At 66.2% G+C, this 13,427-nt stretch carries 16 protein-coding genes; 9 read left to right on the forward strand and 7 right to left on the reverse strand.

What is annotated here, in order from left to right; all coding sequences use genetic code 11:
* The first annotated feature begins 119 nt into the window (after window positions 1-119).
* Complete coding sequence (locus P2T60_RS14225; protein ID WP_276279907.1) at window positions 120-320, forward strand: hypothetical protein; 201 nt, start codon at window positions 120-122, stop codon at window positions 318-320.
* Window positions 321-540: 220 nt separating this feature from the next.
* Here P2T60_RS14225 and P2T60_RS14230 read toward each other — a convergent pair whose 3' ends face one another.
* Entirely contained in the window at window positions 541-1,941 is a 1,401-nt protein-coding gene (locus P2T60_RS14230; protein ID WP_276279908.1) for a phosphoglucomutase/phosphomannomutase family protein, read from the reverse strand.
* A gap of 124 nt (window positions 1,942-2,065) precedes the next feature.
* Between P2T60_RS14230 and P2T60_RS14235 the strand changes: the two genes are divergently transcribed.
* The 3 genes from P2T60_RS14235 (at window position 2,066) to P2T60_RS14245 (ending at window position 4,884) form a co-directional block, all read left to right on the forward strand.
* Window positions 2,066-3,286 (forward strand): MFS transporter, encoded by a 1,221-nt coding sequence (locus P2T60_RS14235; protein WP_276279909.1) that lies wholly within the window; start codon window positions 2,066-2,068, stop codon window positions 3,284-3,286.
* An 81-nt stretch (window positions 3,287-3,367) separates the two neighbouring features.
* Window positions 3,368-3,985 (forward strand): NADPH-dependent FMN reductase, encoded by a 618-nt coding sequence (locus P2T60_RS14240; protein ID WP_276279910.1) that lies wholly within the window; start codon window positions 3,368-3,370, stop codon window positions 3,983-3,985.
* Between the two features lie 2 nt (window positions 3,986-3,987).
* Window positions 3,988-4,884, forward strand: a complete 897-nt coding sequence (locus tag P2T60_RS14245; RefSeq protein WP_276279911.1) for an SDR family oxidoreductase — start codon at window positions 3,988-3,990, stop codon at window positions 4,882-4,884.
* 4 nt (window positions 4,885-4,888) lie between these two features.
* On the opposite strand, the gene P2T60_RS14250 is transcribed toward P2T60_RS14245, so the two are convergent.
* The 3 genes from P2T60_RS14250 to larB all read right to left on the reverse strand — a co-directional run bounded on the left by P2T60_RS14250 (window position 4,889) and on the right by larB (window position 6,353).
* The gene (locus P2T60_RS14250) at window positions 4,889-5,140 is read right to left on the reverse strand and encodes a GIY-YIG nuclease family protein (protein ID WP_276279912.1); all 252 of its coding nucleotides are present in this window, start codon (window positions 5,138-5,140) and stop codon (window positions 4,889-4,891) included.
* 57 nt (window positions 5,141-5,197) lie between these two features.
* Window positions 5,198-5,353 carry a DUF7563 family protein gene (locus P2T60_RS21905; RefSeq protein ID WP_420028685.1) on the reverse strand — a complete coding sequence of 52 codons (156 nt, stop codon included), beginning with the start codon at window positions 5,351-5,353 and terminating at the stop codon, window positions 5,198-5,200.
* Between the two features lie 196 nt (window positions 5,354-5,549).
* Window positions 5,550-6,353 (reverse strand): nickel pincer cofactor biosynthesis protein LarB, encoded by an 804-nt coding sequence (gene larB / locus P2T60_RS14255; RefSeq protein ID WP_276279913.1) that lies wholly within the window; start codon window positions 6,351-6,353, stop codon window positions 5,550-5,552.
* Between the two features lie 181 nt (window positions 6,354-6,534).
* Between larB and P2T60_RS14260 the strand changes: the two genes are divergently transcribed.
* Window positions 6,535-6,702 carry a DUF1931 family protein gene (locus P2T60_RS14260; protein WP_135823380.1) on the forward strand — a complete coding sequence of 56 codons (168 nt, stop codon included), beginning with the start codon at window positions 6,535-6,537 and terminating at the stop codon, window positions 6,700-6,702.
* Between the two features lie 280 nt (window positions 6,703-6,982).
* On the opposite strand, the gene rpiA is transcribed toward P2T60_RS14260, so the two are convergent.
* On the reverse strand, window positions 6,983-7,669 hold the full coding sequence (gene rpiA, locus P2T60_RS14265; RefSeq protein WP_276279914.1) for a ribose-5-phosphate isomerase RpiA: 687 nt from the start codon (window positions 7,667-7,669) through the stop codon (window positions 6,983-6,985).
* Window positions 7,670-7,843: 174 nt separating this feature from the next.
* On the opposite strand from rpiA, the gene P2T60_RS14270 reads away from it, so the two are divergent.
* Complete coding sequence (locus P2T60_RS14270; protein ID WP_276279915.1) at window positions 7,844-8,626, forward strand: ABC transporter ATP-binding protein; 783 nt, start codon at window positions 7,844-7,846, stop codon at window positions 8,624-8,626.
* On the forward strand, window positions 8,626-9,873 hold the full coding sequence (locus P2T60_RS14275; RefSeq protein ID WP_276279916.1) for an ABC transporter permease: 1,248 nt from the start codon (window positions 8,626-8,628) through the stop codon (window positions 9,871-9,873). The genes P2T60_RS14270 and P2T60_RS14275 overlap by 1 nt, the downstream gene beginning before the upstream one ends.
* 36 nt (window positions 9,874-9,909) lie before the next feature.
* Here the strand turns inward: P2T60_RS14275 and P2T60_RS14280 are convergent, their stop codons facing one another.
* Complete coding sequence (locus P2T60_RS14280) at window positions 9,910-10,212, reverse strand: amphi-Trp domain-containing protein (RefSeq protein ID WP_276279917.1); 303 nt, start codon at window positions 10,210-10,212, stop codon at window positions 9,910-9,912.
* A gap of 126 nt (window positions 10,213-10,338) precedes the next feature.
* Between P2T60_RS14280 and P2T60_RS14285 the strand changes: the two genes are divergently transcribed.
* Together P2T60_RS14285 and P2T60_RS14290 are read left to right on the forward strand one after the other, a co-directional pair.
* Entirely contained in the window at window positions 10,339-10,647 is a 309-nt protein-coding gene (locus P2T60_RS14285) for an ArsR/SmtB family transcription factor (protein WP_276279918.1), read from the forward strand.
* Window positions 10,648-10,894: 247 nt separating this feature from the next.
* Window positions 10,895-11,866 carry a hypothetical protein gene (locus tag P2T60_RS14290; RefSeq protein ID WP_276279919.1) on the forward strand — a complete coding sequence of 324 codons (972 nt, stop codon included), beginning with the start codon at window positions 10,895-10,897 and terminating at the stop codon, window positions 11,864-11,866.
* 52 nt (window positions 11,867-11,918) lie between these two features.
* Here P2T60_RS14290 and P2T60_RS14295 read toward each other — a convergent pair whose 3' ends face one another.
* The gene (locus P2T60_RS14295; RefSeq protein ID WP_276279920.1) at window positions 11,919-13,052 is read right to left on the reverse strand and encodes an ORC1-type DNA replication protein; all 1,134 of its coding nucleotides are present in this window, start codon (window positions 13,050-13,052) and stop codon (window positions 11,919-11,921) included.
* Window positions 13,053-13,427 lie beyond the last annotated feature (375 nt).

The following is a 13,427-nucleotide window of genomic DNA, read 5'->3' on the forward strand; positions in this document are numbered from 1 at the left end:
CAACGACTATAGTTTCTTAAACAAATACGTACACTGCTGAGCCACGTCCGAATACGGCCGCGGACGAACGCGGAGACCGTCCCAACAGAACCAACTTCCCCGAACGCCCCCTATCGCGCATGGACGAACAACGACGCCGACGAGTCGCCGTCATCTGGACCGCGTTCGCCCTCGTGATGGCCTACGTGACGATTTCCGACGGATTCTCGGTCGGAGCGAGCGACCTGCTCGGCGTGTTGGCCGTGGCGTTGGGACTCGGACTGGCGTACGTCTACTACGCGAATCCCGGCGGACTGCTCGACTTCGGGGAGGCGGAGTAAGAAAGTAGACTAAAATGCGAGATTTTACGAATCCGGACTATCATCGGGCAATCCGTGACCGACGACAACTGCTCAGCTACCGACATGACCGAAGCCGAACGCCACCGAGAGGAGGTCAAAAACTCAGAGGGCCGCGTCCTGACGAATCGTCCCGACTGGTCTGCCCTGTTAGCGCGTGCGTTCGACCGATAATCTCGGCCTTCCGGCGAACCGATTGGTCTCACACCAGCGGTTCGACCAACTCCCGGCCCTCGTCCAGTAGTTCCTCGACGCGGGCCTCGCTGTCGGCCTCGGCGTAGATGCGCATCTTGGGTTCGGTACCGCTCGGCCGGACCAGCAACCACGACCCGTCTTCGAGCAGAATCTTGAACCCGTCGGTGTCGTTGACTCTCTCGACGCGCTCGCCCGCCACCTCGTCGGGGAGTTCGGCTTCGAGAGCGGACAGCACGTCCTGCTTCCGGTCGTCGGGGCAGTCCACGCTGACCTTGTGCTGGTGAATCTCGCCGAACTCGGAGAGCAGGGCGTCCACTCGGTCGTCGTAGGACCGCTCGCTCTCGACCGCTCCGGCGAGTAGCGCCATCAGCACGCCGTCTTTCTCCCGGACGTGGCCCCGGATGGAGAATCCGCCCGACTCCTCGCCGCCGACGAGCGCGTCGGCGTCTTTCATCGCCTCGGCGACCCACTTGTAGCCGACTGCGGTCTCCACCACGTCCTCGCCGTGGGCCTCGGCCACGCGGTCCACGAGGAACGTGGTCGAGACGGTCCGGACCGCAGGACCCGAGTCGTCTTCGAGCAGGTAGTCGTAGGTGGCCGCGAAGAAGAGATTCTCGTCCAGAAAACCTCGCTCGGGCGTCACGACGGCGATTCGGTCCGAATCGCCGTCGTTGGCGATGCCGAGGTCGGCGTCTCGCTCGCGGACTTCCTCCGCGAGACCCTGCAGGTTCTCGGCGCTGGGTTCGGGGTTCGTGCCGCCGAAGTCGGGGTCCTGCTCGCACCGCCGCCGGTGGACGGTCGCACCGGCGCGTTCGAGCAGTTCGTCGGTGAACCCGCGGCCCGACCCGTGCATCGCGTCGTAGACGACTTCGAGGCCCGCCAAGTCCGCGTCGGCGTCGGGACCGACGCCGACGAGTTCGAAGGCGTGGTCGGCGTAGGCCTCCAGCAGGTCCTCCTCGCGGACGCTCCCGTGTTCCTCCTCGGGGAGCGCGCGGGGTTCCCCGATTCGGGCCATGATTTCGTCGGTGACTTCCGGCAGGGCGGGCGCGGCGTCGTGGGGGAAGAACTTCACGCCGTTGTAGTTCGGCGGGTTGTGACTCGCCGAGACGACCAGCGCACCGGCCAACTCGCGGTCGGCGATGGTCCACACCGCCAGCGGCGTCGGACAGTCTCGCGGCGGAATCAGGGCGTCGAAGCCGTTGGCCGCCAGCACCCGGCAGAGTTCCTCGGCGAACCCGCGCGAAGTCTCGCGGGCGTCGTAGCCGACTGCGACGGTTCCCCCTTCGCGGCCCTCCACCTCCCGGAGGTAGTCTGCGACCGCCTGTCCGACCATGCGGACCCGAGGCGCGGTGAACTCGTCCAGCGTCGCTCGCCAACCGTCGGTCCCGAACGAAATCGGCGTCTCCATACTCCAACCGTCGCTACCCCCGCCGAAAAAACCACCGCGTGGCTCTCTCACACGAACCTGCAAGCTCTTCTACAGAAACTCGCTTCCGCCGACAGTTTTGTAGCCCGGACCTGTAGCGCCGGACGTGAGACCGGACGCGACTCGACCGACGGGCCACGTCGCCAAGTACTACCTCTATCGAGCGGCGATGGCCGCCGGGTTCGCCACGCCCATCTGGTACTACTACGTGAAGGTCAACGTCGAGTCCTACGCGCTGGTCGGCGTCGTGGACGCCATCTGGTGGGCCGGTCTGGTCCTGTTCGAGATTCCGACCGGCGTCGTCGGCGACCGAATCGGCCGCCGGAACAGTCTGCTCGTCGCCAGCGTCGCCATCACCGTCGCGCAGGTGGCGATGGCAGTCTCTCACAAATTCGTCCACTTCGCGGTGGTGTTCGCGTTCTGGGCGTTCGCCTCGACGTTCCGGTCGGGAACCGCCGACGCGTGGCTCTACGACACGCTGAAGGCCCGGATGGACGAGGACGACTTCGCTCGCGTCCGCGGGCGGGGCAACGCCGTCATGTACGTCGTGATGGGTGCAACCGGCGTTCTCGGAGGGTACATCGCCGAGGCGTGGATGCCCGCGGCCTACCTCGCGTCGGCGGCCGTGACCGCGACGAGCGTCCCGGTCCTGCTGTCGTTTCCCGAATCGACGCCCGGAAAGGGAGACGACGCCGACGCCGAGCGATTCACTGTCTTGGACGCGCTTCCAATCGTCCGCGAGCGGTTCTCGAAACCGCCGCTCCGGTCGTTCGTTCTCTACCTCGGTCTCTTCTTCGGGGTCTACTGGGGCGTCAACTTCTTCGTCCAACCGTTCGGCGTCGAGACGCTCGGCCTGTCGGTCAGCGCTCTCGGGTGGCTCTACGGCGGGTTCACGGCCGTCGCCGCCGCGGTCAGCTACCGGACCGACTGGATTCGAAGGGTCGTCGGCATCCGACGGTGGTTCTCCGTCGCGCCGCCGTTGCTCGGCGCGCTGTTCGTCGTCATCGCGCTCCTCCCGGCCGCGGCGATTCCGGTCTTTCTCGTGATGCGAGGCTCTCGGAGCGTGATGATGCCGCTGGCGAACCAGTACATCAACGACCGAGTGGAGTCGGTCGGGCGCGCGACGGTGCTGAGTACCGCGGGGATGGTCTACAACCTCGTCACCGTCCCCTTCGAACTCGGGGCGGGCCGACTCGCCGACGCGCTCGGAATCGTCCCGACCATCGGTCTGTTCGGCGCGATTCTGGTGGTCGGGTCGCTGGCGGTCCTCGGCGTCGGGTCGCCGCTCGACGCGCCGACCCGGAGCGTCGAGGACGCCGCGGACTGAGCGCGCCAGAAAAGTCTAAATTTTTACAAAAATGTGGTTCCGGAAACTGTTTTCCCCTCTAGACCCCTACTCTCGTCCAAGATGAAACAGACCCCTGTCGTCGTCGCTCTCGCCGGAAGTATGCGGGACGGAAGTTACACCCGCGCGGCCCTGAGACACGTCCTCGACGCCGCCGAGCAACGCGGTGCCGAGACCGAACTGCTCGACGTGCGCGAGTACGACCTGCCCGTCTTCGACCCCGACGAGGACGAACCGCCGGAAGCGACCGAACTCAAGCGCAAGATTCGGGACGCGGATTCGGTCATCTGGGGCAGTCCGGTCTACCACGGGTCGTACTCGTCGGCGTTCCGGAACGTCCACGACTACTGTAGCTTCGACGAGTACGAGGACACCACCGTCGGCCTGCTCACGGTCGCTGGCGGCGGGTCGTTCGCCAGCACGCTCGACCACATGCGCGTGACCGCACGCGGCGTCCACGCGTGGGTCCTGCCCCATCAGGTCGGCATCCGGAACGCGCGGGACAAAATCGAGGACGGCGAAATCGTGGACGAGTCAATCGAAGAGCGCGTCCGGAAACTCGGCGAGCAGGCCGTCGAGTACGCCTTCATCCACCCGGACGTGACCGCGCCCGACGCCGGGGTGGACGAGGAGACCGCAGACCCGGAGGGCCAACAGGCCGAGGCCGACGCGGACGACTGAACGTGGCCCGAGTCGTCCTCCTCACCGGCGGGACGAGCGGTATCGGCCGAGAGGCGGCCCTGCGACTCGCCGAGGGAGGCGCGACGGTTCTCTTCACTGGACGGGACCGCGAGGCCGGACGAGAAGTCCTGTCGGAAGTCCGGCGCGCTCATCCCGAGAGCGCGGGCGAGTTCTACCGGGCCGACTTCGCGGACTTCGACGCGGTTCGGGAGTTGGCCCGCGAGGTCCGGGCCGACTACGACCGCCTCGACGTACTGGTGAACAACGCTGGGACCTCCCATAGCGAACGCCGGACGACCGACGAGGGCGTCGAACTCACCTTCGCAGTCAACCACCTCGCGCCGTTCCTGCTCACGAACCTGCTCGCCTCGCGCTTGCGCGAGAGCGCGCCCGCACGAGTCGTCACTACGAGTAGCGCACTCCACGAGGACGGGTCGCTGGCCGACCTCGAATCGGTCGTCCGGGGCGAGGACTTCGACGGACTCGACGCCTACGCCGACTCGAAACTGGCGAACGTCCTGTTTACCGTCGAGTTGGCCGAGCGACTCGCCGAGTCCGGCGTGACCGCAAACTGCGTCCATCCCGGATGGATTCCGAACACCAATCTCGTTCGGAACGCGACGGGGTTCTCGCGGGCGTTCACGACCGCCGCGTCACTGGTCGCCAGCATCGCGCCCGTCGGTCCCTTCGAGAGCGTCGAAGGGGCCGCCGACGCGCTGGCCTACCTCGTAACCAGCGAGGAGGTGGCCGACGCGTCCGGCGCGTACTTCGACCGGCGCGAGCGAGCGACCCCCGCGTCGGCCGCCGCCGACGCGGGGTTGCGCGAGCGACTGTGGGAACGGAGCGCGGAGTTGGTCGGCCTCCCGGCGTCGGTGCCCGAGGACGACCCGTTAGCGTGAGTAGTCACCCCTCGTCCTCGACCAACCGCTCTTTCTCGGCCCGAGACATCTGCTTGATTTCGTACTCGCGGGACATCGCCGCCGACTTCGAGTCGAACCGCTCGCGGTGGGCGAGTTCGACCGGGGTTCGGCCGCGGGTGTACTTCGCGCCCTCGCCGCGGTCGTGTTCGCGGACGCGGCGCTCTACGTCGGTGGTGTAACCGGTGTAAAAACTGCCGTCGTCGCACTCGATAATGTAGACCCAGTGGACCGACACGCCTTACAGGCTTCGCGTGGTGGTTCTTAGCGTTTCGATTCCCGCCCGTTGTGCGGGCTATGCTCGTGCCTCTCTGGCGCGTTGGCGCGCGACTTCCGCGATTCCGGCGTTCGCCGAACACGACACGCATGCGCGGACGCGGCCGTTCTCGTCGGCGAATACCCGTGCGAATCGGTCGGAGACGTGCGCGCCGCAGTGGTCACACTTTGGCATTGGGTTTCATCTGGCAGGGTAACTGCCAGCGTCCAAATCTTTGTCACGCAACACCAAAAATGCTTCCCAGTTGTGAGTCTCTTTTTCCGAAACCCAAAGAACGTTTTCGATAATTGGACCACCGACTCGTTCCTCCCGCCGAACTCCGCCGAGAGAAACCGCCCGTTGTCCGCGAGTAACGGCGGGTGGAGTATCGCTACTCGGGCGGTTTCCCGTCGTCGCCGTCAGTGTCGCCGTCGCTACCCTCGCCGTCGATGGCTCTGGCGACGAGTCCGGCCTGCGCGCCCGCGACGAATCCCGCGTCCACGTTCACGACCGACAGCACTGAACAGGACTGAAGCATCCCGGACAGTGCGGCCTCTCCCTCCCCGCCGTAACCGTATCCGGTCGAGACCGGCAGGCCGACGACGGGGGTGTTCACCAGTCCCGCGACCACGGTCGGAAGCGCGCCTTCCCGTCCGGCGGCGACGACCAGCACGTCGGCCTCGCGGAGTCGGTCGAGTTGGTCCACGATGCGGGTCAGCGCCGCGACCCCCACGTCCTCGATTCGCTCGACGCTCGCGCCCATCTCGTCGGCGAGGACCGCGGCCTCGCCCGCCGGAATCGCGTCGCTGGTCCCCGCCGTGACGACGCCCACCGTCGCGTCGAGGTCCGGCGGGCCGTAGTCGTCGGCGTGGACGACGACGACGCGCGCACGGTCGTGGACCGTCACCTCGGCGTCGGGGTGGTCGTCGGCGAGTCGCTGGCGTATCGCCCGGCGCTGGTCGTCGTCGGTCCGCGTGACGACGGCCCGACCGGTGGTCTCGACGGCGGTGTCGGCCAGCGACGCCACTTCCTCGGGCGTCTTGCCGTCGCCCAGAATCGCCTCCGGGACGCCCCTCCGAGTCTCTCGCGCCGCGTCGAACCGTCCGGCGTCGTCCGTGGCGTACCCCGCGAGTCGGGCCTCGGCGTCGGCCGGACTCACCTCACCCGCCGCGACTGCTTCGAGTAGTTCGCGCATGTCCGACTCTGGGCGCTCTACGTACTCCTATCCACCGACCCGGCCGAACCGCGGCCACACAACCGCCTTATATTTATACTTTTTGGCCTTCTTGATAGATGACCGGGAAGTGACCGACACGGGGCCGTTCGCACGAGAATTTGAGAAGCTTTATTAGGGGTGGCAGGAAAGAAAAGGTCGTATGGCAGACCTCATCGTCAAAGCCGCTGTCAAGGACGCACTGGACGACAAGAACGTGGCGTCGGACTTCTACGACGCCCTCGACGAGCGCGTCGACGAACTCCTCGACGAGGCTGCCCGCCGCGCCGAGGCCAACGACCGAAAGACTGTCCAGCCCCGCGACCTTTAAATCCGGGAGCTACTCAGTTTCTTTTATCGCGCACTCTCCGACGTAGCCGGAGGCTTGGTTCTGTACGCTTTAAGCGATTATTTAGTTTTCTTCGAGCAATCTTCGTATTTCTCTCGGCAATAATTTTGTTGTTCTCCGGTTCTGGTCGCTGTCGGCTCGCTATGCAGTACTATCGTGACCGGCAGAATCGTGGCGACGAAGACCCGGAAAGCCCCCGCCCGCTCGTGGCCGCTCAGCGGGATATTTCGGGCGCGCAGTCCTGCGCGCCCGAAATCCGACCTCAGAAGCGTTTCACGTCCACGCCGTCGTCCGTGCCGACGTGAACCTCGTCGGCCATCCCGACGAACAGGCCGTGTTCGACCGCGCCCGGAAGTCCCGAGAGGTCGTCTGCGAGTTCCGCGGGGTTGGCGATTTCCCCGAAGTCGCAGTCCAGCACGAGGTTGCCGTTGTCGGTCACGACCGGGCCGTCCTTTCGCTCGGCGGTCCGGAGGGAGGGCGACCCCCCGAGCGCCCGCACGTCGTCGACCACGGTCGTTCTGGCGTCGGGCAGGACCTCAACCGGAATCGGGTGGTCGAGTTGGCCCGCGGCCTTGCTCGGGTCGGCCACCACGAGCAGGCGGTTGGCGGCCGCGTCCACGATTTTCTCGCGGGCGTGGGCCGCGCCGCCGCCCTTCACCAGATGCGGACCCGAGAACTGGTCGGCCCCGTCGATGGCGAGGTGGACCGCGTTCGCCTCGTCCAGACTCGTGAGCGGAATCGCGGCCTCCTTCGCCAGTTCCCGCGACTGGAAGGAGGTCGGGATTCCGCGCACGTCGAGACCGCTGTCCACCTTCCGGCCGATGGCCCGAATCGCGTGGGCCGCGGTCGAACCCGTGCCGAGACCGACCACCGTGCCGTCTTCGACCGCCTCGGCCGCGCTCTCGCCCGCCGCCCGTTTTTCCGCGTCGCTTCCGCCGGTCGTCTTCATATCGCTACCTCCGCGGCGAGCGGTGAAAAGTCTGGTCGAACGGGCGCGAGGAGATTCGGCCCGACGAACGCGACGGGTCCCACTGGACGACGCCGACTGACCGAACCCAACGGGACGTTTCGGTGCGCAACGGGCGCTAGTGTTTTGGCGATTCCTCCCGTAAGTCTCAGAACAATGCCTGCCAGCGACTCGGACGCCGAGTCCGACGCGGGGACCGAGCAGGGGGATTCGGAGGGGCAACCACGGGAGGAGGCCGTCTCGCTCCGGGACGTGCGCAAGACGTACTTCCTCGGCGAGCCAGTCCACGCCTTGGACGGCGTTGACCTGTCGATTCCGCGAGGGTCCTACACCGCGGTCATGGGACCGAGCGGGTCGGGCAAGAGTACGCTCCTGAACCTCATCGGATGTCTCGACACCCCCACCGAGGGCGAGGTGTGGGTCAACGGCCGGGAGGTGTCGGCTATCTCCCAGCGGAAGCGAACCACGGCCCGCGGCGAGGAAATCGGCTTCGTCTTCCAGACGTTCAACCTCATGCCGAAACTCACCGCCGCCGAGAACGTCGCTCTCCCTCTCGTCTTTCAGGGCGTCGGCAAGAGCGAGCGCATCGACCGGGCGAAAGACCTGCTCTCGCAGGTCGGACTCGGGAATCGAGGCGACCACCGGCCGAACGAACTCTCGGGCGGCCAGCGCCAGCGAGTCGCCATCGCCCGCGCGCTGGCGGCGGACCCGGCAATCATCCTCGCCGACGAACCCACCGGGAACTTGGACCAAGAGACGGGCAAACAGATTATGGGCCTGTTCCAGCGACTCCACGACGAGGGCAACACGATTCTGATGGTGACTCACGAGCGACCCATCGCGGAACACGCCCAGCGCGTGATTCACGTGTTGGACGGCACCGTCGAGAAAATCGAGGAAATCGACTCTCCTCGGCGCGTCGAACCCGACCTCCCCTGATGGAGTTCGCAGAGAGCCTACGCCTCAGTTGGCGCGCAATCCGAAGCCACAAGCTTCGCTCGACGCTGACGACGCTCGGCGTCGTCATCGGCGTCGCGGCAGTCATCACCTTCGTCACGCTCGGAACCAGCCTCCGGGCCGACGTACTCGGACAGGTCGGGGCCGACCGTACGCCGAACGTCTACGTCTGGGCCGGGCCGGAGGGACAGAACGGCGGGCCGGGAGCAGGCGCACAGCCGGTCTTCACCGCCCACGACATGGACCGCCTCCGGAACCTCTCGGGCGTCGGGTCGGTCGTCCCGCGGGGGGTGGTACCCACCGCGGCTATCTCGGCGGGCGGCGAGACGGTCGCTCAGCGACAGGTAATCGCCACCTCGCCGTCGAACTTCGACCCCGACGACTTCTCGGCGGGTCGGTCGTTCCGCGAGGGCCAGCGCGAAATCGTCGTGAACCGACAGGCCGCCGAGTTGTTCGACCCGACGCTTTCGGTCGGGTCGAACGTCACGCTCCGACTCGCCTCCGGCGAGTCGGTCGATGCCGAGGTCGTCGGCCTGCTCAACGCCTCGGCCGCAGGCGGGGCCTTCGAGGGACTCGGCGGCGGGTCCCAGCCCCTCGTGTTCACGCCGACCGACCCCTTCTACCGGACGACCATCGAGAGTCCCGCGACCGGCCAGAACCAGCGCGTCTACCCGACGCTGACCGTCGTCGCCGAGGACTTCGCCGCGGTGCCCGACGCCAAAGACGAGGTGCGGGCGTACCTGACCAACGACTCGGACGCGGCCCGACTCGTCCCCGAGAGCTACGCCTTCTCGGTCGAGACCGACCAAGACCTCGTGGACCAACTAAGGGAGTTGCTGACCACGCTCACCAACTTCGTGACGGGCATCGCGGTCATCTCGCTGGTCGTCGGGTCCATCGGCATCGCCAACATCATGCTCGTCTCGGTCACCGAGCGCACCAAGGAAATCGGCATCATGAAAGCCGTCGGCGCGCAGAACCGCGACGTACTCCAGTTGTTCCTGCTGGAGGCGGTCCTGCTCGGGACGTTCGGGTCGATTCTGGGCATCCCGGTCGGCGTCGGCGGGGCCTACCTCGCGGGCCAGTACATCGGCCTGAGCCTCGTCCTCCCCTTCGAGTGGTTCGCCATCGCCGTCGCGGTGGGAGTCTTGGTCGGCGTCGTCGCGGGACTGTACCCGGCGTGGAGCGCCGCGAAGACCGACCCCATCGACGCGCTCCGGTACGAATGACCGAGCGGAGAAGTCACGGCTCCCGACCCGGACCTCTCACTCCACGCTGAGTTCGTCGCCGCCGCGGGGTTCCGTGAACTCGAACTCGACTTCTAACTCGGCCTCCCGGCCGCCCGCGAACTCGACTTCTACTTCGACCGGTTCGCGGTACTCGAAGGGTATCTCCCACTCTTGGGAGGCGAGCGTGAGGCTGGTGTCGTTCTCGATTTGGTCGGCCAAGTCCCGGAGGAACGTGGCGGTTGCCTGCCGCGAGAGGTGAATTTCCCGCTCGAAGAAGCCGTCGGTCACGGTGGTTCGCTGTCGGTCCCTGTCGTCGGGCAAGTTAACCCGGTCCCCCATGTCGTCGGGTACGAGGCGGCGCGTCTAATAGCGTCCGGCCCCGGTTCGAGGTAGTCTCGGCGCGAACCGAACCCGGACCGATTCCGCCGATTCGCTTTTTGTGCGGGAGACCGTACCCGTCCTATCGTGTCGCTCATCGACCTCCTCGGGAGCAAAGCGCGAATCGGGATTATCCGGGAACTCTCGCGCGAACCCCAGTACGTCACCCAACTCGCCGAGACGGTCGGCATGGACGGTAAGACAGCGGTTCACCACCTCTCGAAGATGGAGGAGGCCGGTCTCGTCGCCCACTACGAGCGAGGCAACCGGAAGTACTACTACCTCGCCAAGACCGTCGAACTCCGGGCCGCGCCGCCGCCAGAGCGCACCTTCGTCCTCCAGACCGGCGAACGCGGCGACGACCCGGTGGAAGTCGAACCGGGGACCGACGACTGAGACGGGGAGGCATCTCCGTCGGCGGGCGCATTTCGGACCGACTCACGACCTGCCTAACGACAGGCCGCTTACTGTAACAGCCGGTTATCGACCGAGTACGCCAGTCCGTCCGAGCGCCGCCGAGACTCCGATACGACCCAGAGTTACGCGAGTTGCCGAGTAGAAAAAGGGGCTTATTCCGCCGAACAGTTCAAACAGTATCGTTGATTTATTTCAGTAACCGGAATAGCACTCCGGCGTGAGAAACATGAAACGGCGTCAGTTCGGCGCGATGCTCGCAGCCGCGACGTTCTCGCTCGGTGGGGTCGGGAGCGCGGCGGCCGACGCATCCGCACAGGAAACCGACCCGCTACAGATAGCAGACGTATCCGTCAGTCTCGGCGGCATCACCGCCTCTATCGGCCGCGCTACCTTCGCCTTCGACGAGGGCACGATGCTCCTCCGAGCGACCGACTGGTCGACGGAGGTCGCTGGAGAACCGATGTCGATAGGTGAAGCGCGCGTCGCCGTGGACGGCGCGGACGCCGAGACGTTTGCGACGGTTCGGGCGGCGATGGTCGAAGCGTTCGAGAGTCGCTCGGCATCGTCGCTGGTCTCGGCGCTCGCGGACGCGAACGTCAGCGAGGACGCTGGCGTTCGGACGTTCCTCGGGTCGGTCGAGACCGGCGGCCAACTCGTCGCCGACGAGATAGCGGCCACCGGAACCGTGGGAAGCGTCGTTCCCTCGGGAAGCGGCGAGTTGTTGCAAGACGGCGCGTCGCTGTCGGAGGTCACTGCCCTCGGCGCGTCGGAGTGGAGCAGACTGACCATCCAACTCGGCGACACCGAACTGGCCGCCAACGACGTAGTGATGCAACGCGACGGCACGGCGCTAGCACTCAGTTCGTCCGGCGGGAGCGCGACCCTCTCGGGCCGAACATTCGACTTCGAGGAGATGGCGATGACCGTCGCGCCGCCCGAGACGATACCCGCGGCCCACGTCGAGTTCGCTTCCCGACTCCGCGAGTTGGCCGACGAAGGGTCGTTGAGTCTGTCGTCGGTGCAGTCGGCCGCCGAGGATTCGGGAGTCACGGTCGCCAACACGACCGAGGCGGTCCGGAACGCCCGGTTCGACCTGTCGTTCGCCAACGTCTCGGAGGGCGGCCGGACCGTCGTCTCGAACTTCGAGACCAGCGGAACGCTCGCGGAGTTGATGACGGTCCTCGGCCAGCGAGTCTGAGCGGACGAAGGTCTGGACGACGCTCTTCTTTCGGTCGGCCCGAACTCGCGGCTTAGCTCCCTTCGAGACGGTTCAGCACCGCGTCGGGTTCGTAGCGAAGCGAGAGTTGCCGCGAACGCCCGCGACCCTCGACGTTGGTGTACGTCGCGTCGATGATGTCGAGTTGGTCGAGTTTGTTAATAATCTCCGAGTAGCGAGTGTAGCCCAGTCCGGTCTGGTCGTGGAAGGCGTCGTACACGTCGCCCGCGCGTTCGCCGTCGTGTTGGGCGATGACTTCGAGCAGTTCGATTTCGCTGTCCGAGAGGGCCTGAAGGCTGTGGCTGAGGTGGACGTACTTCGACTTCTCGTAGGCTTCCTCCACGTCTTGGAGGCTGACGGTCCGACTCGCGCGCATCTCGGCGTTGAGACCCGCGCGCCGGAGCAGGTCGATGCCGACCCGCAAATCCCCGCTCTCGGCGGTGAGTTCGGCCACCTCGTCTAGGACTTCGGTCGAGACGACGCCCTCGTGGAAACCGCGCTCGACACGTTCGCGGAGGATGTCGGCGATTTCCTCGCGGTCGTACACCGGGAAGTACACCTCTTCGGGGCGGAAGACGCTCTGGACGCGGCCGTCCAAGTCCTCGATGACATCGAGGTTCAGGTCCGAGGAGACGACGATAACGCCGATTTTCGCGCCCGAATGGGCCTCGTGCGCCCGGAGGAGCGAGTAGAGGGTGTCGGAGGCCTCGCCCTCGTAGAAGAGGTAGTTCACGTCGTCGAGCGCGACCACGAGTACTTCGTCCTCTTCGACCAGTTTCTCGGTAATCTGGCGGAAGAGCTTCTTGAACGAGATGCCCGACGACGGGGGTTCGTACTCGAAGATACCCTCGAAGATGCGGGAGAACACCGAGTAGCGCGTCGAATCGACCTGACAGTTGACGCGGACGGTCCGCACGTCGGTTTGGGCACCCAACTCGCCGAACACCTTCTGGACGGCGGTGGTCTTGCCGGTGCCGGGCGGACCGCGGGCGATGACGTTCAGCGGGCGGGAACCGCGGGCGGCGGGGCGGAGCGCGTACTTGAGGCTCCGCATCTCGCTCTCGCGGTGGGCGAACGTCTCCGGAACGTAGTCGATTTCGAATACGTGTTCGTTCCGGAACACGGATTCGTCCCACGAGAGCATCCCCTCTTCGGGGTCGTCTGCCATCACTTTCACCTCGCTGTCCCAGCTACTTAACCTTTCGGCGGACGAAAATACTAAAGCAGAGAGGGGTCTACGAAGGGGATTCGGGGCCTCTCGGCGCGCCCGCCGTGACTTCGGCCGGAGGGGTGTCAACCGGGGGACTTCTCGGACGACGGGAGGGTCCGCGGTCGGCCCGTCGGCGCTCGGTGGACCGGTCGGCCCGGCGCGTGCTGGCGCGCGCAGAACCGCGCGCGCCAACCGCGCGAGGTCGTCCGAAGCGAAGCGACGGACGGCTCGGCAGAGCTTGCTCTGCCGGTGGGCGAACGACCGCAGGGAGCGAGCGAGTCGGTTGGGGAGGGTGCGGTTGCGGTTCTCATCGGTTCAAGCCCGAAGTCGGCT

The organism is Halorussus caseinilyticus, from assembly GCF_029338395.1.
Taxonomy (GTDB): Archaea; Halobacteriota; Halobacteria; order Halobacteriales; family Haladaptataceae; genus Halorussus; species Halorussus caseinilyticus.